The sequence below is a fragment of the Nonomuraea sp. NPDC051941 genome (assembly GCF_044593615.1).
In genome coordinates this window covers 156,723-182,692 of sequence record NZ_JBIUCF010000003.1, presented here as the reverse complement: position 1 = coordinate 182,692, position 25,970 = coordinate 156,723, and the positions used below count along the sequence as shown (strand labels likewise).

Sequence of the window (25,970 nt, the reverse complement as noted above, 5' to 3'; positions counted from 1 at the left end):
GACCAGGGCCGAAACCCATTCCGAAGATCGCGTGCGCAGGCCCCCGCGGATGCATTACGATCTTGCCAGGCACCCCGGCACGGCATGATCCACAATCCCCGCCGCCCACCCCACGGACGGCACCCCCGCGCCGAGGGACCCACCACCCCGATCCGAGCCCGCGGATCACCCACCCACCGCGCCACGCGATCACCCGCGTCGCGGACCCGACCGCGCCACGTTGAGCACCGTGACGGCGGGCCTGAAGGGCGATCGGCTCCCAGGCGGGGTTGAGAGGCCGGCGGGCGATCGACTACCGACCGGGGTTGGGGGCCAAGCTGAGAGGCCGGTCTGAGGGGCTGGTCGTCCGTCCACCCGGTCGGGGCGAGCGCTCCGATGGGCGGAACGGCAGGCGTCGGCTGACTGAGGGGGCTGGCTAGCCGAGGGTGCGGGCGCGATGGGCCGGCGATTCGCCACGGAGCCGGCCAAGAGTGCGCGTCGTCACGGCGACCGGCCCGTGAGCCTTCACGACCGGCCATGACAGACGGCCACGGGCGTCGGCGCGTGCGGCCCACCGTGCGGAGCCGTAAAAGATGGGCTTGAAGATCGACGTGCGGCCCACCGTAAAGATGGGCTTGAACGGCGCGCAGCCGCAGAAGTGGGTTAAGAGGCGCGGCGGAGAGAAGAGGCTATGGCGGCGGCGGCTGCGCCCGGGTCGGGGGAGGCGGTGATGGGGCGGCCGATGACGAGGAGGTCGGCGCCGTCGGCGAGGGCCTGTTCGGGCGTGGCGACCCGCGCCTGGTCCTGCGTGTCGGCCCCCGCAGGCCGCACCCCCGGCGTGATGAGCGTGATCCCCTCCCCCACCTCCGCCCGCACCGCGGACACCTCGTTGGGCGAGCACACCAGCCCCTTGGCGCCCGACTCCACCGACAGGGCGGCCAGGCGGCGCACGGCGTCGTCGGCGGGCCCCACGAGCCCGATGCGCGCCAGGTCGGCCTCCGACAGCGAGGTGAGGATCGTCACCGCGGCGATCTGGGTCTGCGGGTCGGCGGCCTCCACGGCGGCGCGGATCATGGCGGGGCCCCCGGCGGCGTGCACGGTGAGGATGGCCGGGCGCAGCCGGGAGACGGCGCGGGAGGCGCCGGCGACGGTGTTGGGGATGTCGTGGAGCTTGAGGTCGAGGAACACCTGCACGCCGCTGGCCCCCCGCACCGAGGCGATCACGTCGGGGCCGTAGCGGAGGTAGAGCTCCAGGCCCACCTTGACCGTGCTGACGTGCGGCGTCACCAGGGCCGCCCACTGGGCGGCGGTCTCCAGGTCCGGGGCGTCCAGGGCGACGGCGATGGGCGCGGGAGTCAGGAGCGGGGCGGGACTCAAGACGAACTCTCCTCGATACGGCAGCTGATGATCATGGTGTGCTCTCTTCGGAGTCGACGAGCAGGTGGCGGGGGGCGCTCCCCGGCGGGCGGTGGGCGAGGCCGACGGCGTCGGCCAGGCGCTGGAAACCGCGGGCCCTCAGAAGGTCCTCAAGCTCGCGTTCGATGCGCAGGCAGGCGTAGGGGTCATGGAACAGCGCCGTGCCCACTCCGACCACACAGGCGCCCGCCAGGACCAGCTGGAAGGCGTCCCTGCCGCTCATCACGCCGCCGATGCCGATGAGGGGCACCCCGGGCAGGGCGGCGTGGACCTGCCACACGCACCGTACGGCGAGCGGCAGGATCGCGGGCCCCGACAGCCCTCCGGTCACGGCGGCGAGCGAGGGCCGCAGCGCCTCGGTGTCGATGGCCATGCCCAGCGGGTTGTTGATCATGGACAGGGCGTCGGCCCCCGCGTCCACGCAGGCCCGCGCGACCGACACGATGTCGGCCACGTCGGGGGCCAGCTTGGCCACGACCGGCACGTCGTAGCGCATGATCGAGCGGACCGAGGCGATCACCTCGGCCGCGGCGCTGCCCTCGCGGGCGAAGACGCGGCCGCGGTCCTCCATGTTCGGGCAGGAGAGGTTGACCTCGAGAGCGGTGACCCCGGGCGCGTCGGCGAGCCTGCGGGCCAGCTCGGAGTATTCGGCGACGGTGCCGCCGCCGATCGAGACGATGGTCTTGATGCCCCGCTGCGCGAGCCAGGGCAGCTCGCGCTCCAGGAACGCGTCGATGCCCGGCCCCTGCAGGCCGACCGCGTTGAGCATGCCCGAGGGCGTCTCGGCCATGCGCGGCGTGGGCCGCCCGGCGCGCGGGGCCATGGTGATCGAGCGGGTGGTCAGCGCCCCGAGCCGGTGCAGGTCGAAGAACTGGGCCAGCTCCCGCCCGGACGCGGCGCATCCGGCGGCCGTGGTGATCGGGTTCGCGAGCTCCACATGCGCCAGAAATGTCCGCATATCAACTGACATGTCGTGCACCGCCTCCGGGGGCGCCGAGCGCGTCGAACGGGATCGTTCCCACGTCCTCGAAGCGCACCCGCTCCCCCCGGAACACCGGTCCTTCCGCGCATGCCCGCACCATCCTGGTCACCCCGTCATCCCCGATGACGGGCAGCACGCACGTCATGCACACCCCGATGCCGCAGGCCATCGACTCCTCGACGGCCACCTGCACCGGGATGTCGAACTCCATCGACACCGCCGTCACGGCCCGCAGCGTCTCCATCGGAGCGCAGGCGTAGACCGCGTCGGCCCGCGTGTCGGCGATCACCGACGGTAGCGCGTCGGTGACCTTGCCGCGAAGCCCGAGCGAGCCGTCCTCGGTGGTCAGCGTGGTGGTCTCGGCGATGCGGCGGGCCCGCATGGCACCGAACACCCGCTCGGCCCCGGCCCCGCCCAGCACGAAGTCGACCCGGCAGCCCCGCGCCAGCAGCGCGTCGGCCAGCGGGAACAGCAACGCGGAGCCGTACTCGGCGCCGACCAGCACGCAGTGCACCGGGTCGCGCGGCAGCGGAAAGGGCCGGCCGAGCGGCCCGACCAGGTCGAGCGTGTCGCGGGCGCGCCGCTCGGCCAGCCAGGCCGTGCCGGGGCCACGGGCGGTGAAGACCAGCTCGACCGTGCCGCCGTAGTCGGACTTGACGTCATGGATGGACAGCGCGCGGCGCGTCACCATCGACGTCTGGCCCCCGCCGACCGCGACGGAGACGAAGTGACCGGGGCGGTAGCGCTCGGCTATGCCGGGCGCCACCACCGTCAGCGCATGGTAGGCGTCGACCCGGCGCGTGGTCAGCACCGTGCCCGTCACCTGCACCGGAGTGCCGGCCAGTCGTCTTCACCTCCCGTGCGGGGTCAGCCCCGGAGTGCCTGTGCGTGCTCCTGGAGCGACCGTACGCCGACATCGCCGCGCACGATCGCCTGGATGCCCGCCGCCGCCGCGGCGAGCCCTGAGACCGTGGTGATGCACGGGATGCCGCGCAGCACCGCGGCGGTGCGGATCTCGTAGCCGTCGAGCCGCGGCCCCGACTGCCCGGGGCTGCCGAACGGCGTGTTGACGATCAGGTCGACCTCGCCGTCGAGAATGGCCTGCACGCTCGTGCGCTCACCTCCGGGACCGGGACCCTCGCTCTGCTTGCGCACGATCTTGGCATGGACGCCGTTGCGGCGCAGCACCTCGGCGGTCCCCTCGGTGGCCAGGATCTCGAATCCGAGATCCGCGAGCGCCTTCACAGGGAAGATCATGGCACGCTTGTCCCGGTTGGCCACCGACACGAACGCGCGTCCCTTGGTCGGCAGCTCGCCGTAGGCGCCCGCCTGGGACTTGGCGTACGCGATCCCGAAGAACTCGTCGATGCCCATGACCTCGCCCGTGGAGCGCATCTCGGGCCCCAGCACGATGTCCACGCCCCGGAAGCGGTTGAACGGCAGCACCGCCTCCTTGACCGCGATCGACGCGTCCAACGGCAGCGTCCCGCCGTCGCCGGTCGCGGGCAGCATGCCCTCCTCGCGCAGCGAGGCGATCGACGCGCCGAGCATCACCCGGGCCGCCGCCTTGGCCAGCGGCGCCGCCGTGGCCTTGGACACGAACGGCACGGTGCGGCTGGCCCGCGGGTTGGCCTCCAGGACGTAGAGGACGCCGGCCGACATCGCGTACTGGACGTTCAGCAGGCCGCGCACGCCCACCCCGGCGGCGATGGCCTCGGTGGCGGCGCGGATGCGCTTGATGTCGTGGCTGCCGAGCGTGATGGGCGGCAGCGCGCACGCCGAGTCGCCGGAGTGGATCCCGGCCTCCTCGATGTGCTCCATGACACCGCCGAGATAGAGCTCCGAGCCGTCGTAGAGGGCGTCGACGTCGATCTCGATGGCCTCGTCCAGGAACTTGTCCACCAGCACCGGGTGGCCGCCCTCCTGGGCCGCCATGTACGTCGTCAGCGTCTCGTCGTCGTACACGATGGCCATGCCGGCGCCGCCGAGCACGTAGGACGGCCGGACGAGCACGGGGTAGCCGATCTCCTCGGCGATCTCCCGGGCCTCGGCGACGGTGAGCGCGGTGCCGTGCTTGGGCGCGGGCAGCCCCGCCTCGGCCAGCACCCGCCCGAACGCGCCGCGCTCCTCGGCCAGGTGGATCGACTCCGGCGAGGTGCCGACCACGGGCACGCCCGCGTCCTTGAGCGCCTGCGCCAAGCCGAGGGGCGTCTGGCCGCCGAGCTGCACGATCACGCCCGCGACCGGGCCGGTCTGCTGCTCGGCGTGGACGACCTCCAGCACGTCCTCCAGGGTGAGCGGCTCGAAGTAGAGCCGGTCGGAGGTGTCGTAGTCGGTCGAGACGGTCTCCGGGTTGCAGTTGACCATGACGGTCTCGAACCCGGCCCTGGACAGCTCGAACGAGGCGTGCACGCACGCGTAGTCGAACTCGATGCCCTGCCCGATGCGGTTGGGCCCGGAGCCGAGGATGATGACCTTCTCGCGCTCGCCGTAGGGGACCTCGTTCTCCTCGTCGTAGGTGGAGTAGAGGTACGGCGTCCTCGCGGCGAACTCGGCGGCGCAGGTGTCGACGGTGTTGTAGACCGGGCGCAGCCCCAGCGCGTGGCGCAGGTCGCGGACCCGAGCCTCGTCGATGCCGCGGATCTCGCCGATCTGCGCGTCGCTGAACCCGTGCCGCTTGGCCCGCTCGAGCACCTCGGAGGTCAGCTCGGCGGCGGCGGCGACCTCCCCGGCCTCCTCGTGGAGCAGGAAGAGTTGGTCGACGAACCACGGGTCGACGCTGGTCGCCTCGAACACCTCCTCGGGCGTGGCGCCCGCCCTGATGGCCTGCTGCATCGTGCGCAGCCGCCCGTCGTGCGGGGTGCGGCAGCGCTCGAGCAGCTCGGCCTTGTCGCCGCTCTCGCCCGCCCAGGTGAAGGAGGACTCCTTCTTCTCCAGCGACCGCAGCGCCTTCTGCAGCGCCTCGGGGAAGGAGCGGCCGATGGCCATGGCCTCGCCCACGGACTTCATGTGCGTGGTGAGCGTCTGGTCGGCGCCCTTGAACTTCTCGAACGCGAACCTCGGCACCTTCACCACGATGTAGTCGAGCGTCGGCTCGAAGGAGGCCGGGGTCTCCTTGGTGATGTCGTTGGGGATCTCGTCGAGGGTGTAGCCGATGGCCAGCTTGGCCGCGATCTTCGCGATCGGGAACCCGGTGGCCTTGGAGGCCAGAGCGCTCGATCGGGACACGCGCGGGTTCATCTCGATGACGATCATGCGGCCGGTGCGCGGGTCGACCGCGAACTGGATGTTGCAGCCGCCGGTGTCGACGCCGACCTCGCGGATGACGGCGATGGCGACGTCGCGCATGTTCTGGTATTCGCGGTCGGTCAGGGTCAGCGCGGGCGCGACGGTGACGCTGTCGCCGGTGTGGACGCCCATCGGGTCGATGTTCTCGATGGAGCAGACGATGACGACGTTGTCGTGCTTGTCGCGCATGACCTCCAGCTCGTACTCCTTCCAGCCGAGGATCGACTCCTCCAGGAGCACCTCGGTGGTCGGAGAGGCGTCGAGCCCGGCGCCGCCGATGCGGCGCAGGTCGGTCTCGTCGTAGGCGAAGCCGGAGCCGGCCCCGCCCATGGTGAACGACGGCCTGACCACGACCGGGTAGCCCAGCTCGCCCGCGGCGGCCAGGCACTCCTCCATCGTGTGGCAGATGGCCGACCTGGCCGACTCGGCGTTGAGCCCGCGCTCGCGGGCCACCTTGGCGACGATCTCCTTGAACCGCTCGCGGTTCTCCCCCGCCTGGATCGCGTCGAAGTCGGCGCCGATCAGCTCGACGCCGTACTTCTCCAGCACGCCCGACTCGTGCAGCGCGACCGCGGTGTTGAGCGCGGTCTGCCCGCCCAGGGTCGGCAGCAGCGCGTCGGGCCGCTCCTTGGCGATGATCTTCTCGACGAACTCGGGGGTGATCGGCTCGACGTACGTGGCGTCGGCGAACTCGGGGTCCGTCATGATCGTCGCCGGGTTGCTGTTGACCAGGACGACGCGGAACCCCTCGGCCCGCAGCACGCGGCACGCCTGGGTGCCGGAGTAGTCGAACTCGCACGCCTGGCCGATCACGATCGGCCCCGAGCCGATCACCAGGACGGACCTGATGTCCTCACGCTTGGGCACGGCTCATGACCTCACAGAACTCGTCGAAAAGGTAGGCGGCGTCGTGGGGGCCCGCGGCGGCCTCCGGGTGGTACTGGACGCTGAAGGCCCGCCCGTCGAGCAGGCGCAGCCCCTCCACGCAGCGGTCGTTGAGGTTGACGTGGCTGACCTCGGCCTGACCGTACGGGGTCTCGAACGGCGCGTCGAGCGGTGCCCGCACGGCGAACCCGTGGTTGTGCGCCGAGATCTCGACCTTGCCGGTGCGCACGTCCTGGACGGGCTGGTTGACGCCCCGGTGCCCGTAACGCAGCTTGTAGGTGGAAAGGCCCAGGGCCCGCCCGAAGAGCTGGTTGCCGAAGCAGATCCCGAAGAACGGGACCCTGGCCTCCAGGATCCCCCGCAGCGCGCTCACGTCCGCCGTGGCGGGGTCGCCGGGCCCGTTGGAGAAGAAGACCCCGTCCGGCTCGACCGCCATGATCTGCTCGTACGTGGCCGTCGCGGGCAGCACGTGCACCTCGCAGCCGCGCTCGGCCATCCGGTGCGGCGTCATGCCCTTGATGCCGAGGTCGACGGCCGCGACCGTGAACCTCTTCTCGCCGATCGCCGGCACGACGTACGGCTCGGCGGTGGCCACCTCGGCGGCCAGGTCGGCGCCCTCCATGCGGGGCGACTGCCGCACGCGCTCGACCAGCTCCTCGACCGGCACGGTGGGCGCGGTGAAGATGCCGGCGCGCATGGCGCCGCGCTCGCGCAGGTGGCGGGTGAGCGCGCGGGTGCCGGAGATGGCGATCCCGACGACGCCCTGCTCCTTGAGGTAGTCGTCGAGCGAGCGGTTGGCCCGCCAGTTGGAGACGACCCTGGACGGCTCGCGCACGACGTAGCCGGCGACCCAGACGCGCCCGGACTCGGGGTCCTCGTCGTTGACGCCGGTGTTGCCGATGTGGGGCGCCGTCATGGCGACGATCTGCCGATGGTAGGACGGGTCCGTGAGGGTCTCCTGGTAGCCGGTCATGCCGGTGTTGAAGACCATCTCGCCGAACGTCTCGCCCTCGGCGCCGTACGGACGTCCCTGGAAGACGCGGCCGTCTTCCAGGACGAGCACCGATGTGTTCAAACCAGCTTCCCTTCGAGAACGGTCGCCCTGCCGCGCAGGAACGTGGCCACCACCCGGCCGGGCAGCGTCATCCCCTCGTACGGGGTGTTCCTGCTCTTCGACGCGAATGCGGACGGATCCACCTCGGTGCGCACGGACGGGTCGTACAGCGTGATGTTGGCCGGGGCGCCCACTTCCAGCGGCTGCCCCTGGCCGCCGAGCCGGCCGATGCGGGCCGGGACGGCGGACATGCGCTGGGCGACGCCCGCCCAGTCGAGCAGCCCGGTCTCGACCATGGCCTCCTGGACCACGCTGAGCGCCGTCTCCAGGCCCACCATGCCCATGGCCGCGGCCGACCACTCGGTCTCCTTGTCCTCGACCGGGTGGGGGGCGTGGTCGGTGGCGACGATGTCGATCGTGCCGTCGGCCAGCGCGGCCCGCAGCGCTTCGACGTCGGCGCGGGTGCGCAGCGGCGGGTTGACCTTGTAGATCGGGTTGTACGCGCCGACCGGGGACTCCTCGACCAGGTCGTCGGTGAGCAGGAGGTGGTGCGGGGTGACCTCGCAGGTGACGTTCCAGCCCTTGGACTTGGCCCAGCGGATGATCTCGACCGAGCCGGCCGTGGAGACGTGGCAGATGTGCAGCCTGGAGCCGACGTGGGCGGCCAGGAGGCAGTCGCGGGCGATGATCGCCTCTTCGGCGACCGCGGGCCAGCCGGTCAGGCCGAGCCTGCCGGAGATCACGCCCTCGTTCATCTGGGCCCCTGAGGTGAGCCTGGGCTCCTGGGCGTGCTGGGCGATGACGCCGTCGAACGCCTTGACGTACTCCAGGGCACGGCGCATCAGCACGGCGTCGTCCACGCACTTGCCGTCGTCGGAGAAGACCCGCACGCGGGCGGCCGAGTCGGCCATCGCGCCCAGCTCGGCGAGCTGCTTGCCCTCCAGGCCGACGGTGACGGCGCCGACGGGGTGGACGTCGCAGTGCGCGAACTCGCGCCCGAGCCGCCACACCTGCTCGACGACCCCCGCGGTGTCGGCGACCGGCGAGGTGTTGGCCATGGCGTGCACGGCGGTGTAACCGCCCCGGGCGGCCGACTGGGTGCCGGTCTGCACGGTCTCGGCGTCCTCGCGGCCGGGCTCGCGCAGGTGGGTGTGCAGGTCCACGAGGCCGGGCAGCGCGATCGCGCCGCCGCCGTCGACGGTCTCGGGCCCCTCCAGGCCCGGCCCGATCTCGGCGATCTCCCCGTCGGCGACGCGGATGTCGACGGGCTCCCCGCCGAGAATCCTGACATTCCTGATGATCATGCGCTCTCTCCCCCCAGCAGCAGGTACAGCACCGCCATGCGAATGGTCACACCGTTGGCGACCTGCTCGACGATCGTGGAGCGCGCCGAGTCGGCCACCTCCGCGGCGATCTCCATGCCCCGGTTCATCGGCCCGGGGTGCATCACGATGGCGTCCTCGGGCATCTTGGCGAACCGGTCCCGGTCCAGGCCGTACCGGCGTGAGTACTCCCGCTCGCTGGGGAAGTAGGCGGCGTTCATCCGCTCCTTCTGCACCCGCAGCATCATCACCACGTCCGACTTCGGCAGCACCGCGTCCAGGTCGTAGGAGACCTCGCACGGCCAGGAGCCGACGGAGACGGGCAGCAGTGTCGGCGGCGCCACCAGCGTGACGTCGGCGCCGAGCGTGTCGAGCAGCAGCACGTTGGAGCGGGCGACCCGGCTGTGCAGCACGTCGCCGACGATCGTGACCTTGCGCCCTTCGAGGCTGCCCAGACGGCGGCGCATCGAGAAGGCGTCGAGCAGCGCCTGCGTGGGGTGCTCGTGGGTGCCGTCGCCGGCGTTGACGACGCTGCCGCGCACCCAGTTGGCCAGGCGGTGCGGCGCGCCGGAGGCGCCGTGGCGGATGACGACCGCGTCGGCGCCCATGGCCTCGAGGGTGAGCGCGGTGTCCTTGAGCGACTCGCCCTTGGAGACGCTCGACCCCTTGGCCGAGAAGTTGATCACGTCGGCGGACAGCCGCTTGGCCGCCGCCTCGAACGAGATGCGCGTGCGGGTGGAGTCCTCGAAGAACAGGTTGACCACGGTGCGCCCGCGCAGCGTGGGCAGCTTCTTGATGGAACGTTCCGAGACCCTCGCCAGCTCCTCGGCGGTGTCGAGGATGAGGAGCGCGTCGTCCTTGGTGAGGTCGCCCGCGGAGATCAGGTGGCGGTTCACTTGGCGTCCCCCTTCATGAGGAGCACGGCGTCGCGGCCGTCGATCTCCTGCAGGTAGACCTTGACCTTCTCGCTCTTGGCCGTCGGGAGGTTCTTGCCGACGTAGTCGGCGCGGATGGGCAGCTCGCGGTGGCCGCGGTCGACCAGCGTGGCCAGCTGCACCGCGGTGGGCCGGCCGAGGTCGTTGAGCGCGTCGAGCGCGGCGCGCACGGTGCGGCCGGAGTAGAGGACGTCGTCCACGAGCACGACGACCCTGCCGTCGATGCCGTCCGGCGGCAGCTCGGTGCGGCCGAGCGGCCTGGCGGGCTTGAGCCGCAGGTCGTCGCGGTACATCGTGATGTCGATGGAGCCGACCGGGATCTTGACGCCTTCGAACTGCTCGATGCGGTCGCCGAGCCTGCGGGCCAGCGTGGCGCCGCGGGTCGGGATGCCGAGGAGCACGACGTCGTCGGCGCCCTTGGTGCGCTCGAGGATCTCGTGCGCTATGCGGGTAAGCGCCCGGTGGATGTCAGGGGCCTCGAGGACAGCCCTGGAATCGGACATGGCGAATCTCACCACCTTTCCCGCCTCACGGGACGGGTCTTAAAAGGGTGCTGGTCGGCACACACAGTACCAGGGGCTACCAGGAACAACGCGAGTGGGCTCCCGTGGCGTCACGAAGCTTCATCGGGGTACGGATGGCGTACCGGCTTCCTCGGGGAGACGCTGATACTGCCCGGGGAAGCCGCCAGGAGGGGATGCAGCGAGATGGCCTTTCACGTCGATTCCGAGGTCGGACGCCTGCGCCAGGTGCTCGTTCACGGGCCGGACCGGGCGCTCAGACGGCTGACCCCGTCCAACAAGGACGCGTTCCTCTTCGACGACGTGCTGTGGGTCCAGCGCGCGATGGAGGAGCACGAGGAGTTCCAGCGGGTGCTGACCGGCCGCGGCATCACGGTCCACCTGCTGGCCGACCTGCTCAGGGAGACCGTCGACATCCCCGAGGCGCGCAAGCACATCCTCGACGCCGTCGTCGACGAGCGCTGGCTCGGCCCCGGCGCCACCGATGACGTCCGCAACATCCTCGACGGGATGGACTCCGCGACGCTACAGGTCTACCTGACCGGCGGCATCACCAAGGGCGAGCTGCTCGAGAGGGGCTGCGGCCCCGGCTCCGTGACCTTCCACACCATGCACGACGACGACTTCATCCTGCCGCCGCTGCCCAACCACCTCTTCACCCGCGACACGTCCTGCTGGATCTACGACGGCGTGTCGATCAACGCGATGAAGAAGAAGGCCCGCATGCGCGAGACGGTCAACATGGAGGCCGTCTACATGTACCACCCGACGTTCGCCGACGGCTTCAACCGGCCCGGGCAGGGCGGCTTCCACTGCTGGATGCCGGGCCAGCCGGTCGCGCCGGCGACCATCGAGGGCGGCGACGTGCTGGTCCTCGGCAGGGGCGCGGTGCTGATCGGGATGAGCGAGCGCACCCAGCCGCAGGCGGTGGAGATGCTGGCGCAGCGGCTGTTCGCGGCCGGCTCCGCGCGGAGGATCGTGGCTCTCGACATGCCGAAGGCGCGGGCGTTCATGCACCTCGACACCGTGATGACGATGCTGGACGTGGGCGTGTTCACCCAGTACGCGGGTCTCGGGATGCTGCCCGCGTACACCATCGAGCCCGGCGAGACGCGCAAGGAGCTCAAGGTCACCGACCACCCGCCGCAGGACATGCACCGGGCCATCGCCCACGCCATCGACCTGCCCGCCATCACGGTCCTGACGCCCACGCAGGACCTCCACGCGGCCGAACGGGAGCAGTGGGACGACGGCTGCAACGGGCTGGCGCTGGAGCCCGGCGTGGTCGTCGCCTACGAGCGCAACACCACCACCAACGCCTACCTGCGCGACAACGGCATCGAGGTCATCACGATCAGGGGCAGCGAGCTCGGCCGGGGGCGCGGTGGCCCGCGCTGCATGAGCTGCCCGCTCGAACGCGACGGAGTCTGAGGAGGGGCCGGATGCGGGTCATCGTCGCTCTGGGCGGCAACGCGGTGCTCAGGCGCGGCCAGCCGCCGGACGCGGACGTCCAGCGGGCCAACGTCCGCGCGGCCGTCAAGACGCTCGCCCGGCTCGCCGACCGGCACGAGCTGGTCATCACCCACGGGAACGGCCCGCAGGTCGGCCTGCTGGCCCTGGAGAGCGCCGCGGACCCCAACCTGGCCAGGCCGTACCCGTTCGACACGCTCGGCGCGCAGACGCAGGGCATGATCGGCTACTGGATGCAGCAGGCCCTGCAGAACGCCCTGCCCGGCCGTCAGGTCCTGGCCATGGTCACGCAGACGCTGGTGACGGCCGTCGACCCCGCGTTCGAGCACCCGACCAAGTTCGTCGGCCAGGTCTACGAGCGCGAGGAGGCCGAGAAGCTGGCCGCCGAGTACGGGTGGACGGTCCGGCGGGACGGCGACCAATGGCGGCGCGTCGTGCCGTCGCCGACCCCGCGCCGCATCGTCGAGACCCGGCTGATCCACCAGATGATCCGCGAGGGCGTCATCGTGGTGTGCGCGGGCGGGGGCGGTATCCCGGTCGTCCGCGACGAGCGCGGCCGGCTCACCGGCGTGGAGGCGGTCATCGACAAGGACCTCACCGCCTCGATGCTGGCCGAGGCCCTGGAGTGCGACGCGTTCCTCATCCTCACCGACGTGCCGCGCGTCATGCGGGGCTTCGGCACGCCGCACCAGACGGAGATCGCCCACACCACGCCGCACGAGCTGCGCGCCCTGGAGTTCCCCGCGGGGTCGATGGGGCCGAAGGTGGAGGCGGTGTGCCGGTTCGTGGAGACGACCGGCGACATGGCCGCGATCGGAAAACTCGACGAGGCCGAGCGCATACTCGACGGCACAGCGGGAACGATCGTGACACCCAACGGCAGGTGGCCGCTGACGAGCACGCTGTAGGGGGTGTCCCGTGGCAGTGGCCCGACGGCTCTTCCGCACCAAGCCCACGGAGCGCATCATCGCGGAGGGCGGTCACGGCGAGGGGGGCGAGCTGCGGCGCACCATGTCGCTCTGGCAGCTGACGCTGTTCAGCGTGGGCGCCACGCTCGGCACCGGCATCTTCGTCATCCTGGGGCAGGCGGTGCCCAAGGCGGGGCCGGCGGTGGTGGTGTCGTTCGTGCTGGCGGCGATCACGGCGCTGTTCTCGGCGCTGTCGTACGCCGAGCTGGCCGGGACGATCCCGGTGTCCGGCTCGTCCTACTCCTACGCGTACGCGACGCTGGGCGAGCTCGTGGCGTGGATCTGCGGCTGGTGCCTCATGCTGGAGTACGCCGTGTCCGTGGCGGCGGTGGCCGTGGGCTGGGGCGAATACCTCAACTCGTTCCTGCGCTCCCTGTTCGGCTTCACGCTGCCCGCGGCGATCACCCGCTCCCCCGGCCAGGACGGCGGCGTGATCAACGTCACCGCGATCGTCATCGTCCTGCTCGCCACGTGGCTGCTGCTGTACGGAGCCTCGGAGAGCGCCACGGCGAACGCGATCTTCGTGATGATCAAGGTCGTGGTGCTGCTCTTCTTCTGCGTGGTGGCGTTCACCGCCTTCCAGGCCAAGAACTTCACGCCCTTCGCCCCCCTGGGGGTGGCCGGCATCACCGCGGCGGCCTCGCAGGTGTTCTTCTCCTACATCGGCTTCGACGCCGCCTCCACCGCGGGCGAGGAGGCCAAGAACCCCAAGCGCGACCTGCCCCTGGCGATCCTCCTGTCACTGGTCATCGTGACGGCCATCTATGTGCTCGTCGCGATGGCCGCCATCGGCGCGATGCCGTGGACGCAGTTCGACGCCAAGCACACCGAGGCGAGCCTGTCCTACATCGCCGACCTGGCCGTCGGCGCTACCTGGCCGGGCCTCATCGTCTCGTTCGGGGCGGTCATCGCCATCGCCAGCGTCGTGCTCACCGTCATCTTCGGCCAGACCCGCATCCTGTTCGCCATGTCTCGCGACGGGCTGATCCCGCGCGTCTTCCAGCGGGTCGACATGCGCCACCAGGTCCCCGTCGCGAACACCCTCATCGTCGCCGCGTTCATCTCCGTGCTGGCCGGCCTGGTGCCGCTCGGCCAGCTCGCCGAGGCGACCAGCATCGGCACCCTGTTCGCCTTCGCCATCGTGAACGTCGGCGTGCTCGTCCTGCGCTACCGCAGCCCCGAGCTGCCGCGCACCTTCCGCACGCCGCTGTTCCCCGCCACGCCGGTGCTCGGCGCCGTCTTCTGCCTCATCGTGATGGCGGGCCTGGCCGGGGTCACCTGGGTGGCGTTCGGGCTGTGGATGCTGGTGGGGCTGATCTGCTACTTCCTGTACGGCTACGGCCATTCGCGGCTGAATGCCGAGGTGGGCTGAATGAAGCTCGAGAACGTGCTGGCCGGCTGCATCCCGGAGCCCAGGGGCAGGGACGGGCTGGCGCTGGGCGCGCTGGTCAAGGAACAGGTGCGCGGGCAGCTGACGGTGGCCTACGTGCAGCCGCCCGCGTGGTCCGCGCCCGGACCGGCCAGGGCCGAGGAGAGCGCGTGGCGCGCGTACCTGATGGAGCAGGCGGACGCGACCCTCTGGCAGGCGCGCGAGCTGGCCGGCGACGACGCCGACTACGTGGTCCACACCCACAAGGGCAGCGGGCGCGGGCTGGTGGAGCTGGCGCGCAGGCGCGGCGCCGACGTCGTGGTGATCGGCTCGGCCTCCGGCGGCGGCAAGGGCCGCATCACCGTCGGCAGCACCGCCGACCAGCTCCTGCACTCGTCCTCCGTTCCCGTGCTGCTCGCCCCGCGCGGCTACGGCGAGAAGCCCCCCGCCGCCTTCGAACGCCTCACCGTCGCCTACCGGCGCAGCCCCGGCTGCGACGCGGCGGTCAAGGACGCGGCGGCGGTGGCCGCGTCGCTGGACGTGCCCCTGCGGCTGGTCACGCTGGTGATCAGCAACGGCAGGCGCGCCAGGATCGAGGAGGAGATGCTCGTCCGCCTGCGCGACGAGGCGGCCTCCAACCTGCGGGCGGCGGCCCACGGACGGCCACGCGTGGAGGTGGAGGTGCTGGAGGGCCGCAACGTCGCGCAGGCACTCGGCGCGACCTCGTGGCTCCCCGGCGAGATGATCATATGCGCTTCCAGCGCCACCGGGCCACTCAGGCGGGTCTTCCTCGGAGACACCTCGATCAAGATCGTACGGGCCGCGACCTGCCCTGTCATGATTCTCACGCGGCAGACCTAGGGCGGGGAAATTTCTCGTCAAACTCTGACGAAGTAGCGTTACCACTGGGACATGAGGGGCGATTGCGGCGATCCCTACCGGATCGGATTCGGCATCTTTTTTCCAATCAGCTTGACCTCAGGCGTCCGCCCCTTTACCGTCACTGTGCGTAACCACACCTCGCGGCGTTCTGGGGTAAACCTGGGGCCATGGCTACCGATGGTGCCGGGCTTGGCACCAGACCCCCCGGTGGCTAGGGCATACGCCGCAAGGGAGCACAATCTACTGAGAGCGATACATACAAGACCGGGGGCCACACAATGCCGTCTGAGTACGCAAAGTCGCTGGGTGCACGACTCCGCGCCATACGCACCCAGCAGGGCCTGTCCCTGCATGGAGTCGAGGAAAAGTCGCGCGGCAGGTGGAAAGCCGTAGTCGTGGGCTCGTACGAGCGCGGCGACCGTGCGGTGACCGTACAGAAGCTTGCCGAGCTTGCCGACTTCTACGGGGTGCCCGTATCCGAGCTGCTGCCGGGCGGAGCCGCGCCCAGCCCGCTCGGACCGACACCCAAGCTTGTGATCGACCTGGAGCGCCTGGCCACGCTGCCGAAGGAGAAGGCGGGGGCACTCGCCCGCTACGCCGCCACCATCCAGAGCCAGCGCGGTGACTACAACGGCAAGGTGCTGTCGATCCGCCAGGAGGACCTGCGCTCGCTTGCCGTGATCTACGACAAGTCGCCCAGTGAGCTGACCGAGGAGCTGATCAGCTGGGGCGTTCTCGACGCCGAGGCCCGCCGCGCCGTCGAGTCGTTCTGAGGCTGTCCCTCTCCCCTGAGGTCGCCCCCTCCCTCCGAGGCCGTCTCACCCCGCCCTGAGGCCGCCTCGCGCGCCTGAGGGCTCGCCACCGCCACGCGGCCGGCGAGCCACCCGGCATCGAGCACCCTCCCCTGGCCTGCCGCGCTTTCCGAGTCGTGCTTTCCGAGCGGCATGGAGCCTGGTTTCGCGCCACCGTGGACGCTTTCCGCCCCCGCACAGGGCGGCCGTCCCGGAAAGCGCTTACTGGCGTGTGGGGGTCCACGTTGGAGCACCACCGAGCGAGCGGGATCGGTGGTGTGCGCCGACGCACGTCCCGGTCAAGGGCGCACATCGGCGCTCAGCCGCACGGAAGCCCCGCTCCGGCACGACCGCCAGGGCGGGGCACCCACCGGGACAGGACGAGGTCAGCCGTCAAGGGACGCCTGCCGGGGCTGGGTCGGGCGGGCACGCCGTGCAGGCGCGCGTCTGCGGCTCAGCCGGAGCTCGTCGGTGGTCGGCCGCGTCACGGCGCGGCAAGAGCCGATGGGCCGCCAAGGGGACATCCACCGGGGCCGTATCGTCGGTGCCCGGCCGCGCGAAAGCCGCGTTCGAGCGCGGTGCGGCGACCTCGGAACCCGGCGCACCCGGACGCCGCGGTCAGCCCGGCGTATCCAGGGCTGGGATCGGCCCGGTGACGGGAACGTCCACCCGGACCATGAAGGTGAGATCAGCCCGGTGAAGGGACGTCGGAGGGTCAGCCTGCCAGCGGGACGTTGACCGGCAGTTGGGGCTGGGCCGGCATGCCGAGCAGGTCCTCCACCGTGGAGACGAACGTCTCCGCCTCGGCGAGGAGCTCGTCGGCGTCGGCCGCGCTGACCCGGCTGACCATGCCCGCCTCGGCGGCGGCGCGCTTGGCGGCGCTCACCGAGAAGTAGGCGGCCCACTCGGCCAGGCGCGGCTCGGCCTCGGGCAGCAGCTCCCAGGCGCTGCGCAGGCGGCGCCTGCGGCCTTCCATGGGACGGGGACGGGCGGCCAGGATCGCCGCCGCCGCCCGAAGAGCTGCCAGGTGGGCGGCCACGTATCGGGATGCCGGAGTGCGAGCGCCGGTCGCCTCCGCCAGGCAGGAACGAGAATCGGTCAAGTGTGCCCGAACCGCAGGCGACAGCCGGGGCCCGGGCGTTTCTCTAGGCCGTGGTGCCATCTTGCGCGCCTCCTTGGAGTCGTGGGCGGCCGCCGGCGTCTCCGCCGGTGGTGCCAACAATCGCAGACCCCACCGACATTTCCACCGGGCTGGCCGGACGTGGAGCTTCCCCACTCCCCGTCCGGCCAGGGCACGCCCACTCGTCTCCGCCGACGACGAGGACGTGCCCTTCGCCCATGGAGCCTGGCCGCGGGGGAACGCTTGGGGAAGCGAACGGCCCGCGACCAGGTCCTGGTGACGTTGAGCCGCGAGCCCCACCGTCACTACGTCGAACATAATTTCGATCACGTTCGGTGTCAACTGATTCCACGAACACAGGTTCGAGCAGCATGAGTCCAAGGGCGCGAAAAAGCCGTCGCCGCGGGGAGCTTGCGGCGACGGCCGGGTGGTTCAGGAGGACGAAAGGACGGTCGTCAGACGACCGAGATGGCGCCCGACGGGCAGAGGGTCACGGCGCGACGGACGCCGTCCTCCAGCTCCGCGGGAGGCACCTTCTGCAGGAGCACCACCGTGCCCTCGTCCTCGCTCTGGTCGAACACTTCCGGCACCGTCAGCGCGCACATGCCCGCCCCGATGCACACCGTCGTATCTGCCTTGATTTCCATGGTGACCTACCAAGTGACTGGGAGGCGGTGCACTCCATAGATGCTCATGTCCGAGCGCATCGGCACCTCCTCGGGTGTTACGGCCAAGCGTAGACCTGGGAAGCGGCGCAGCAGCGCAGGGTACCCGATGCGCATCTCGATGCGGGCGAGCTGCTGCCCCAGACACTGGTGGATACCGTGGCCGAAGGTCAGGTGCCCGCCCGCGGGCCTGGCGACGTCGAGCCGGTCGCCATCGGGGAAGCGGGACGAGTCGCGGTTGACGGTGGGCAGGTGGAGCGCCACGCACTCGCCCGCCTTGATGAGGTTGCCCTCGATCTCGACGTCCTCCAGCGCGGTGCGCATCGGGCCGAGGTGGATGATCGTGAGGTAGCGCAGCAGTTCCTCGACCCCGTTCTCCACCACCGACGGGTCGTCACGCATGGCGGCGAGCTGCGCGGGGTTGGTGAGCAGGGCGTACGTGCCGAGCCCCAGCATGTTGGCGGTCGTCTCGTGCCCGGCCACCAGCAGCAGCAGGGACACTCCGGCGAGCTCCTCGTCGTTCAGCTCCCCGCCCTCGATGAGCCCGCTGATCAGGTCGTCGGCCGGCTCCTTGCGCTTGCGCTGGACGAGCCCGTACATGAACGCCGTGATCCGGCCGAGCGCGGCCATCGCGTCCTCGGCCTTGGACTCCAGGTTGACCAGGAGCTTGGTGTCCTCCTGGAACTGCCCGCGGTCCTCGTACGGCACCCCGAGCAGCTCGCAGATCACCAGCGACGGGATCGGCAGCGCGAACTTCTCGACGAGGTCCACGGGCCCGCCGGCGGCGGCCATGTCGTCGAGGCAGGCGTTGGCGATCTCCTCGACCCTGGGTTCGAGCATCTTCATCCTGCGCACGGTGAACTGGCCGGTCAGCAGCCTGCGGAAGCGCGCGTGCTCGGGCTCGTCCATGCGCAGGAAGAACCCGGGCGGCGTCTTCGCGTCCTTCTGCATCCTCATCCGGAGCAGAGAACCCTCGATCGGCGGGTGCGCGAGCTCTGGGCGATTGCTGAAGCGCGGGTGCGCGAGCACCGCGCGGGCGGCGGAGTAGCCGGTCACCAGCCAGCCCCGGTGGCCGTCGGCGAAGGTCATACGGTGCATGTTCGCCCGTTCTCGCAGCTCAGTGGCTTCGTCGGGCGGATCGAACGGGCTCTGCCGGTCGGTGGGAAACGTCACGTCGGACATGTTTCGGCTCCTTTCCGAGCTTCACCTCCAGAAAACCTCATTCATTGCAAAATTTCAATGCATGAAAATCATATATGCATGCAGTATAGTTCCGTCATGGTGGATAACGGCGGCGTGGGACTGCGGGAGCGCAAGAAGCAGCGCACGCGCCGGGCACTGGTCGAGGCCGCGCTCCGGTTGTTCGACGAGAAGGGCTTCGACGAGACCACACTGGCGGAGATCGCCGCGGAGGCCGACGTGTCGACGCGCACGTTCTTCAGCTACTTCGCGAGCAAGGAGGACGTGGTCTTCTACGACTCCGCCCGCAAGATGGAGCTGGCCGCCGCGGCGATGGCCGACAGGGCTCCCGGCGAGTCGCCGGGCGACGTCCTCCTGCGGATCGTGGAGGAGAGCCTGACCTGGCTGACCACGTACGAGGAGCTCACGTTCGAGGACGCGGAGCTGCGGATCCGGCTCGTGCTCAAGGAGCCCACGCTGCGGGCGCGGGCGCTGGTGATGCTGCTCGAGAGCCAGACCACGCTGGCCCGGGCGCTGCGGGAGGCCTACCCCGAGCTGGACCCGGTGGAGGCGGCCGCCGCGGTGGGCGCGATGTTCGGGGCGGTGAAGCTGGCGATCGTCGCCGACCTCGGCCACGACCTGTCCGCGGAGCAGATGTCGAGCACGGCGCGCCGGGCGGCCGAGATCACGCTCGCCGGCCTGCGCTCCCTCGGATAGCTCCGGATGCCCGCTTTCTGAGAAGCTGTCCGGAGCGGAGAGGGGGGCGGATGGCGGGCAAGAGGTGGCTGATCGATTTCGTCCTGCCGGCGCTGGGGCCGGTCCTGGCGGCGGCGTACGCGGGGGTCAACCACGTGGCCATCGAGGCGGCCGTCAAGGCGCAGATCGCGGGCCCGGAGTGGGCGGGCGGCCGGCTCGCCGCCGACGGGATGACGGGGCTGGGCAGGGACTCCTGGCGGCTGGTCCTGGCCACCGCCGTGGTCGTGGGGGTCCTGGGAGTGGTGTACGCCGTCATCGGCGTGCTCCTGCGGCGGGGCGGCCGGGGCCGCACGCCCCTGCTCGTGCTGTCGGGCGTCCTGATCGTCCCGTACGCCCTCGCGGTCCTCGTCGCGCTGGTCAACCCCGCCAGGGCGCTGGCGGGGCTCTACGACACCCCTGACTTCGCCGGCGGCCTTCCCGGGTGGCAGTCGGCCACCGTACTCGTCCTGGTGGCGGCCGGGCTGGCACAGGCCGCGGGGGTGGCGATGGCCGCCGCGGAGGGCAGGCGGACCGCGAGCGCCCGAGCCTGAACGCAGGCGCCCGGACTTAAGAGCAGGCGGGCCACGGGCGCCCGGGCCTGAGGGCTCAGCGGCAGCCGTCGTTCGACCAGGTCGTCCAGCCCATCTGGGCGCCGCCGCGTCCCGTGGCGGCCCAGCCCGCCGGCGGAGCCGTCCCGTACGGGACCACGGCCGTGCACGCGCCCGCCGGGGGCCGGCCGTTGTAGAACTCGATCCGGGTCCACGACACCCGGTACGACAGCGGCACCCAGATGTTCCACCGCACCCGCCGGTCCACCGCCACGCGTCCGGGAGGCGGCGCGGGCATCCAGTCCACGCCGCCCGACGGTCGGGCGGGCGCCTGCCCCGCCGTGAACGCGATGTCGATCAGCGCCAGCACGCCCACCACCAGCAGCAGCCTGGCCCGGCGCGCGGTCAGGAAGGCCGCCCCGGTCAGGCAGGCCAGCAGGATCAGGGCGGGCACGGAGGCCTCGAGCAGGTTCAGCGCGTCGTTCTCACCCGTGAGAAAGATCACTTCGGGGAAGTCGAACGCGATGAACGCGTACCGCTCCAGCCGGTCCCCCGCGTACCAGGCGGCCACCCCGCCGGTCACCGCCATCAGCCCGGCGGCGGCCAGCGCGTGCCGCACCACGGCCAGGCGCCCACCCTTGACCAGGACGATCAGGCCGGCGAGCGTCCAGGCCACGGCGACGCAGGCCAGGTAGCGCCCGTAGACGTAGTTGCCGACGCGGTGCTCGTCCGGGAGGGCGGCCGAGGAGGCGTACGCGATGCCCAGGGTCGTCAGCAGCAGCGTGCCCGCCAGGACGCGGTGCGCGTACGGCGCGGACCGCCGTACCAGTGTGGCCGCCGCGCCCGCCAGGCCGACGCCCGCGAGTCCCCAGGTGCCGGCGACGAGGTACCAGAGCTGCCCGACCGCCCCCGACAGCGCCCACGCCTGGCCTTCGAGGCTCGTGAGCCTGGACACCAGCAGCCCCGACAGGTCGCGGGGCCCGCCCGGATACAGCGCGGCGCTCAGCGCCCCGTTGAGCGCCTTGCCCGCCACCGCGACCACGGCCGCACTCACCAGCGCCGCGACCGCCGGACCCACCGCCCTGCCGCGGCCCGGCTCCACCGCCCTTTTGCGGACCCACACCACCACGACGACCAGCACGCACACCGCCAGGACCACGGTCCCCCGCAGATGGGCCGCCATCGCGAACGCCGCCAGCGCGCCCGCCACCGCCCCGGCCCGCGCCGACCCGTACGCGACCAGGTCGTGCAGCGCGACCAGCCAGGCCAGGACGAGCACGGGCAGGATCGCGTCGGTCAGCGCCAGCCCGGAGAACACCACCAGCGCCGGCGACAGCGCCGCGACGAACGCCGTGATCAGCGCCGCCCGCCTGCCCAGGCCCATCCGCCGCAGCAGCAGGTACGCCAGCGGGTACGCGCTCGCCGCCGCCATCGACCCCACCCCGGCCACCAGCCGGTACGCCAGGACGGGGTCGGAGGTCAGCCAGAAGACCGGGACCAGCAGCAGCGGATAGCCGCCCTGGTAGAAGGTCGAGCCGGTGAGGTCGGCGCCCGGTCCGCCGGCCAGCCAGCGGGCGGCGAGGAGATATCCGGTCTCGTCCGGGTTCGCCACCGGTCCCGTGTGATACCGGTACAGCCACAGCCGTAACGCCACGTGGGCGACCCACCCGGCCGCCAGCAGCCACCACAGGCGGGCCCGTCCCGTATGCCGCGCCGTCGTGTGAACGGGCGCCGGCGTCATGAACGCAGTCGTCATGCTCTCCCCCCAAGAAAGTCAGGAGGGAGTCCAGCAAAAGCGGCATAACGGGCCCGTCACCGCTTCTGGTTATGCGGGCGTTATGCCGCCGGCGGCGCGGCGGGCGTGCTCAGAACGCGCGTCTCAGAGCCGCTTGAACCTGCCCCGGACGTGCACCGGAACGCCCTTGCCCAGCATCCCGGGCAGGACCTCGGCCACGTTCATCGGCATGCGCACGCACCCGTGCGAAGCCGGATACAGCGGCACCGACAGCGCGCCGTGGAAGGCGATGCCGCCGTTGAAGAAGATCGGGTTGTAGAGCTGCCCCAGATACGACTTGTGCCAGCCGCGAGCGCGCCACGTCGTCGCGTAGTCGCCCGTCGGCGTGGTGGCCGAGCCGCAGAACCGCTGCTGCTTGCCCTGCCACGCGGCGGTCTCGCAATAGGGGACGCCGCTGCCGGAGGACACGTGGGTGATCAGCTTCACCTCGCCGTCCACGTACAGGACCATGATCTGCTTGGTGAGGTTGACCTCGGCGCGGGTCGGCTTGCCGTTCTTGACCAGGACCTGCGGCGACCTGGGGGTCTCCAGGGCGTCCCACGTGCGCCTGGCGACGGTGCTGGTCGGCTTGATGCCGTTCACCTTCTGGAACGCCCACACGGCCGCCAGCGTCGCGCCCCCGTACCGGCCGTCGGCCCTGCCGGGGCGGTAGCCGAGCTGGGCCAGGCGCCTCTGCAGCCACTGGACGGACTTGCCCTTGGCGCCGAGCCTGAGCGTCTTGTGCGGCGCGGTGACCGTGGCGGGGGTGATGGCGGCGGGACCGGATCGGGCTCCCGCGGAGGTATGTGTGGAGGTCGGGGACGCCGTCCTCATGGACGCCGTCGAACGATGCAATCCATGCGCGCCGCAGCCCGAGAGTGCGACGGCGCCCGCCGTCAGGAGAGCAGCCACTCCGGGCAGCCGTCGAGCCCCCACCAGTACCACCTCGCATACCATGAGCAAACGATCAGTTGACCTTATACCACTCATCATGAATCGGTAATGAAGCGGTCAACCTGTTTAGAGTGTGTCCATGTCTGAGAAGTTGCCGTCCAACGCGGTCGTCGTTCAATCCGCCCTGCGCGAGCTGGGGGCGGACGGTGAGGTCATCGTCCTGCCCGAGAAGGCGCCCACGGCGGCGACCGCCGCGGCCCAGGTCGGGTGCGAGGTCGGGGCCATCGCCAACAGCCTGATCTTCGACGCGGACGGCGCGCCGCTGCTCGTGCTGACCAGCGGGGCGCACCGCGTGGACGTGGAGCTGATCGCCCGCACCGCGGGAGTCGGGAAGGTACGCCGGGCGACGCCGGAGTTCGTGAGGGCGGCGACCGGCCAGCCCATCGGCGGCGTGGCCCCGGTCGGGCATCCGGCGCCCGTGCGGACCCTGGTGGACAACTGGCTGAGCAAGCACGAGGTGGTGTGGGCGGCCGGGGGGCATCCGCTGACCGTGTTCCCGACGACGTTTGACGAGCTCGTGCGGATCACCGGGGGTACGGCGGTGGACGTCGAGTAGTGTGCGACGGGTGATCGAGTTTCGCGGGGCGGGGCCGGCCGAGTTCGTCGAGCGGCTGGACACGGTGATCGACGTCTACGCGGCTGCCATGAACCCGCCCGCGGACCAGATCAACGGCCGCAAAACCATCATGCGAAATCACGCGACTTATCCCCATTTTCAGTGTTATTTCGCAGAATTGCGCGATCCGTCCCTTTCCACCCCCCTCACCGTCGGCTTCGCCTACGGCTTCCGCGGCACCCCCGGGCAGTGGTGGCACGACGTGGTCTTCCGCGCCCTGACGGACCGGATCGGCCAGGAGGCCGCCAACGCCTGGCTCGGCTACGCGCTGGAGCTGGCCGAGATCCACGTCCACCCGGACTTCCAGAGCAAGGGCATCGGCCGCGCCATGATCCGCACCCTCTGCGCGGGCCGCCCCGAGCGCTCGGCCGTCCTGTCCACCCACGACCAGCCCACGGCCGCCCGCCACCTCTACGCCAGCATGGGCTTCACGGACCTGCTCACGAGGTTCATCTTCCCGGGCGGTTACGAGGACTACGCCATCATGGGCCGTCCCCTGCCCTTGACGTGAGGATCACGTCCCTGACGAACCCGTGACCATGGGGTTTGTCTGCCGACCACTTGGGGCAGCATCCATTACGCAAGGTAGTCACCCCTTTACTAACCGTCTACTACCCCCTGCCCGTCACCCGCCCGGTCCCCCTGCGGGCGGGTGACGGGCCCCTTTCCTCCCACCGCACTCACCACCCCGACGAACCCCACGGCAACCGACGACCGACGGTCTCGGCACGGCGGGCGACGACCCGGGTGGACCGGCACCACGAGGCGACGGCCCTTGGACCCAGCCGTGCGGGCGACGACCCGATGGTCCCGACGTAGCAGGCGACGACCCGGTAAAGCCACAGGGCAACGGTCCCGTGAACCCAGCACTACGAGGTGACGCCCTCTGGACCCAGCGCTGCGAGCGACGGGATCGGGCCCGGTCCCACGGCGCGGTGACGGAAGAACGGCCGGCGGAACGCGAAGCGACGCGCCCAACCTCAGCGCGCCTCCCCCACCCGGAGTCCGACCCCGCCCAGCGCGCCTCCCGCCCAGCGCTCCTCCCGCCCGGCGTGCGGTCCAGGTCCGCACGGCCCCTCCGGCGCCGGTGCGGCGAGAAGGGGGTCGGCGGAGCCCGGCGCAATGCGTGCGGCGGGAAGATGGGCGGCGCAATGCGTGCCGCAGGTGGGCGGTGGGGGCGGCGCAATGCGTGCGGCGCGTGGGCGGTGGGGTGGCGCAATCGGTGTGGTGGGTGGGAGGCGTTGGGGGCCTTCGTCGGGCGATCTTGCCCACCGCCCAGGGTCAACGCTTGTGAACCCCCGAAGAGGCCCACGTTGCGCCGTTGCGGCGGCCGGCCACGTGCGGGTCAGCGGGCGTCTTCCTGGAGGCCACCGGCCACGGGCGGCGGGTGGCGCCGCCCGTGCTCCGCCGTAAAGAACGAAAGGCTTTCAGGCGGAAAGGGGCACCGCGTCGAGGCGTTGGAAGACCTCGCGCGACGCGCTGGAGCGGTTGAAGGTGATGAAGTGGATGCCCGGCGCGCCCTCGTCGAGCAGCCGCCGGCACAGCTCGGCCCCGTGCTCGATGCCCAGCCGCCGCACCGCCGCAGGGTCGTCGGCGACCTCCTCGAAGCGGGCCGCCACCTCCGCCGGGAACGGCGCTCCCGACAGCTGCTCCGAGCGCGCGATCGTGCTCATCTGCGTCACCGGCATGATGCACGGGATGATCGGCGTGTCGCACCCCCTGGCCGCCACCCGGTCGCGCAGCCGCAGGTAGTCGTCCGCGCGGAAGAACATCTGCGTGATTGCGTAGTCGGCGCCCGCCTCGCACTTGCGCACGAAGAACTCGGTGTCGCTCTCGATGGACGGCGAGCGCGGGTGCTTGTACGGGAAGGCGGCGACGCCGACGCAGAAGTCGCCCGCCTGCCTGATCAGCCGCACCAGCTCCTCGGCGTAGAGGACGCCTTCGGGGTGCTGCAACCACTCGGCCGTCGGGTCGCCAGGGGGGTCGCCGCGGACGGCCAGGATGTTGCGCACCCCGGCGTCGGCGAAGCGCCCCACCAGGTGACGCAGCTCGCGGATCGAGTGGTTGACCGCCGTGAAGTGCGCCACGGGCGTGAGCGTCGTGTCGTGGGCGATCCGCTCGACGATGTCGACCGTGCGGTCACGCGTGGAACCACCCGCGCCATAGGTCACCGACACGAACGTCGGCCGCAGCGACTCCAGCTCCCTGATCGCCTTCCAGAGCTGGCGCTCTCCCTCGTCGGTCTTCGGCGGGAAGAACTCGAAGGAGAACGACCGGCCACCGGCGGCGAGCATGTCGCGGACAGTGGGAACACGATCGGGCAGGATGGAGGGTCGACCAAGCGCCATGTGCCAAGGTTACAGGGACCTCGCCGACTCAAGGTCACGGCCGTGTCACCCCTGCCGCCACAGCCATGTCACCGGCACGAGCGGCACATCGCCATCCACGCCACCCCAGATGCCCCTATTGGGACACCTGCACATCCGATCCCCCGCACGCGGCCACTAGTCTCAAGGC

Annotated in this window: 23 protein-coding genes; 9 read left to right on the top strand and 14 right to left on the bottom strand. The window is 71.1% G+C overall.

The genetic code is table 11. From position 1 onward, the window contains the following. Window positions 1-642: 642 nt before the first annotated feature. From pyrF to pyrR, 8 genes are read right to left on the bottom strand one after another with little or no spacing between them, the layout of a single operon-like run. The gene (pyrF, locus tag ACIHFD_RS07345; RefSeq protein ID WP_397366291.1) at window positions 643-1,338 is read right to left on the bottom strand and encodes an orotidine-5'-phosphate decarboxylase; all 696 of its coding nucleotides are present in this window, start codon (window positions 1,336-1,338) and stop codon (window positions 643-645) included. A 49-nt stretch (window positions 1,339-1,387) separates the two neighbouring features. Beyond that, the gene (locus tag ACIHFD_RS07340) at window positions 1,388-2,365 is read right to left on the bottom strand and encodes a dihydroorotate dehydrogenase (RefSeq protein ID WP_350729093.1); all 978 of its coding nucleotides are present in this window, start codon (window positions 2,363-2,365) and stop codon (window positions 1,388-1,390) included. Continuing rightward, window positions 2,355-3,206 (bottom strand): dihydroorotate dehydrogenase electron transfer subunit, encoded by an 852-nt coding sequence (locus ACIHFD_RS07335; protein WP_350729091.1) that lies wholly within the window; start codon window positions 3,204-3,206, stop codon window positions 2,355-2,357. The genes ACIHFD_RS07340 and ACIHFD_RS07335 overlap by 11 nt, the downstream gene beginning before the upstream one ends. A 38-nt stretch (window positions 3,207-3,244) precedes the next feature. Next, window positions 3,245-6,532: a carbamoyl-phosphate synthase large subunit gene (gene carB / locus ACIHFD_RS07330; protein ID WP_397366007.1), complete on the bottom strand. Its 3,288-nt coding sequence runs from the start codon at window positions 6,530-6,532 to the stop codon at window positions 3,245-3,247. Further along, the gene (gene carA, locus ACIHFD_RS07325) at window positions 6,519-7,625 is read right to left on the bottom strand and encodes a glutamine-hydrolyzing carbamoyl-phosphate synthase small subunit (RefSeq protein ID WP_397366006.1); all 1,107 of its coding nucleotides are present in this window, start codon (window positions 7,623-7,625) and stop codon (window positions 6,519-6,521) included. The genes carB and carA overlap by 14 nt, the downstream gene beginning before the upstream one ends. Beyond that, a complete protein-coding gene (locus ACIHFD_RS07320; protein WP_397366005.1) occupies window positions 7,622-8,908 on the bottom strand; it encodes a dihydroorotase in 1,287 nt (428 codons plus the stop codon). Before ACIHFD_RS07320 ends, carA begins: the two co-directional genes overlap by 4 nt. Continuing rightward, on the bottom strand, window positions 8,905-9,822 hold the full coding sequence (locus ACIHFD_RS07315; RefSeq protein WP_350729083.1) for an aspartate carbamoyltransferase catalytic subunit: 918 nt from the start codon (window positions 9,820-9,822) through the stop codon (window positions 8,905-8,907). Before ACIHFD_RS07315 ends, ACIHFD_RS07320 begins: the two co-directional genes overlap by 4 nt. After that, complete coding sequence (pyrR, locus tag ACIHFD_RS07310) at window positions 9,819-10,364, bottom strand: bifunctional pyr operon transcriptional regulator/uracil phosphoribosyltransferase PyrR (protein ID WP_185072969.1); 546 nt, start codon at window positions 10,362-10,364, stop codon at window positions 9,819-9,821. The genes ACIHFD_RS07315 and pyrR overlap by 4 nt, the downstream gene beginning before the upstream one ends. A gap of 204 nt (window positions 10,365-10,568) precedes the next feature. Here pyrR and ACIHFD_RS07305 point away from each other — a divergent pair, with 204 nt between their 5' ends. The 5 genes from ACIHFD_RS07305 to ACIHFD_RS07285 all read left to right on the top strand — a co-directional run bounded on the left by ACIHFD_RS07305 (window position 10,569) and on the right by ACIHFD_RS07285 (window position 15,844). Next, window positions 10,569-11,813: an arginine deiminase gene (locus ACIHFD_RS07305; protein WP_397366004.1), complete on the top strand. Its 1,245-nt coding sequence runs from the start codon at window positions 10,569-10,571 to the stop codon at window positions 11,811-11,813. 11 nt (window positions 11,814-11,824) lie between these two features. Beyond that, window positions 11,825-12,760, top strand: a complete 936-nt coding sequence (gene arcC, locus ACIHFD_RS07300) for a carbamate kinase (RefSeq protein ID WP_397366003.1) — start codon at window positions 11,825-11,827, stop codon at window positions 12,758-12,760. Between the two features lie 10 nt (window positions 12,761-12,770). After that, window positions 12,771-14,192, top strand: coding sequence for an amino acid permease (locus tag ACIHFD_RS07295; RefSeq protein ID WP_397366002.1), 1,422 nt, complete (start codon window positions 12,771-12,773; stop codon window positions 14,190-14,192). Beyond that, a complete protein-coding gene (locus ACIHFD_RS07290; protein ID WP_397366001.1) occupies window positions 14,193-15,050 on the top strand; it encodes a universal stress protein in 858 nt (285 codons plus the stop codon). It begins immediately after the preceding gene. Between the two features lie 299 nt (window positions 15,051-15,349). Further along, entirely contained in the window at window positions 15,350-15,844 is a 495-nt protein-coding gene (locus ACIHFD_RS07285; protein ID WP_026214021.1) for a transcriptional regulator, read from the top strand. A gap of 733 nt (window positions 15,845-16,577) precedes the next feature. On the opposite strand, the gene ACIHFD_RS07280 is transcribed toward ACIHFD_RS07285, so the two are convergent. The 3 genes from ACIHFD_RS07280 to ACIHFD_RS07270 form a co-directional block, all read right to left on the bottom strand. Then, window positions 16,578-16,964, bottom strand: a complete 387-nt coding sequence (locus ACIHFD_RS07280) for an SAV_6107 family HEPN domain-containing protein (protein ID WP_350729075.1) — start codon at window positions 16,962-16,964, stop codon at window positions 16,578-16,580. 473 nt (window positions 16,965-17,437) lie between these two features. Next, on the bottom strand, window positions 17,438-17,629 hold the full coding sequence (locus tag ACIHFD_RS07275; RefSeq protein WP_185072964.1) for a ferredoxin: 192 nt from the start codon (window positions 17,627-17,629) through the stop codon (window positions 17,438-17,440). 6 nt (window positions 17,630-17,635) lie between these two features. Then, complete coding sequence (locus ACIHFD_RS07270; protein ID WP_397366000.1) at window positions 17,636-18,829, bottom strand: cytochrome P450; 1,194 nt, start codon at window positions 18,827-18,829, stop codon at window positions 17,636-17,638. Between the two features lie 96 nt (window positions 18,830-18,925). On the opposite strand from ACIHFD_RS07270, the gene ACIHFD_RS07265 reads away from it, so the two are divergent. Then, on the top strand, window positions 18,926-19,543 hold the full coding sequence (locus ACIHFD_RS07265) for a TetR family transcriptional regulator (protein ID WP_363963615.1): 618 nt from the start codon (window positions 18,926-18,928) through the stop codon (window positions 19,541-19,543). A gap of 50 nt (window positions 19,544-19,593) precedes the next feature. After that, window positions 19,594-20,112, top strand: coding sequence for a hypothetical protein (locus tag ACIHFD_RS07260; protein WP_350729069.1), 519 nt, complete (start codon window positions 19,594-19,596; stop codon window positions 20,110-20,112). 55 nt (window positions 20,113-20,167) lie between these two features. On the opposite strand, the gene ACIHFD_RS07255 is transcribed toward ACIHFD_RS07260, so the two are convergent. Together ACIHFD_RS07255 and ACIHFD_RS07250 are read right to left on the bottom strand one after the other, a co-directional pair. Next, window positions 20,168-21,865, bottom strand: a complete 1,698-nt coding sequence (locus ACIHFD_RS07255; protein WP_397365999.1) for a hypothetical protein — start codon at window positions 21,863-21,865, stop codon at window positions 20,168-20,170. 123 nt (window positions 21,866-21,988) lie between these two features. Next, window positions 21,989-22,717 (bottom strand): peptidoglycan-binding protein, encoded by a 729-nt coding sequence (locus ACIHFD_RS07250; protein WP_397365998.1) that lies wholly within the window; start codon window positions 22,715-22,717, stop codon window positions 21,989-21,991. A gap of 199 nt (window positions 22,718-22,916) precedes the next feature. Here ACIHFD_RS07250 and ACIHFD_RS07245 point away from each other — a divergent pair, with 199 nt between their 5' ends. Together ACIHFD_RS07245 and ACIHFD_RS07240 are read left to right on the top strand one after the other, a co-directional pair. Then, the gene (locus tag ACIHFD_RS07245) at window positions 22,917-23,393 is read left to right on the top strand and encodes a YbaK/EbsC family protein (protein WP_350729065.1); all 477 of its coding nucleotides are present in this window, start codon (window positions 22,917-22,919) and stop codon (window positions 23,391-23,393) included. Window positions 23,394-23,403: 10 nt separating this feature from the next. Next, the gene (locus ACIHFD_RS07240) at window positions 23,404-23,964 is read left to right on the top strand and encodes a GNAT family N-acetyltransferase (RefSeq protein WP_355191648.1); all 561 of its coding nucleotides are present in this window, start codon (window positions 23,404-23,406) and stop codon (window positions 23,962-23,964) included. Between the two features lie 916 nt (window positions 23,965-24,880). Here ACIHFD_RS07240 and metF read toward each other — a convergent pair. After that, on the bottom strand, window positions 24,881-25,801 hold the full coding sequence (metF, locus tag ACIHFD_RS07235) for a methylenetetrahydrofolate reductase [NAD(P)H] (protein ID WP_363963605.1): 921 nt from the start codon (window positions 25,799-25,801) through the stop codon (window positions 24,881-24,883). Window positions 25,802-25,970 lie beyond the last annotated feature (169 nt).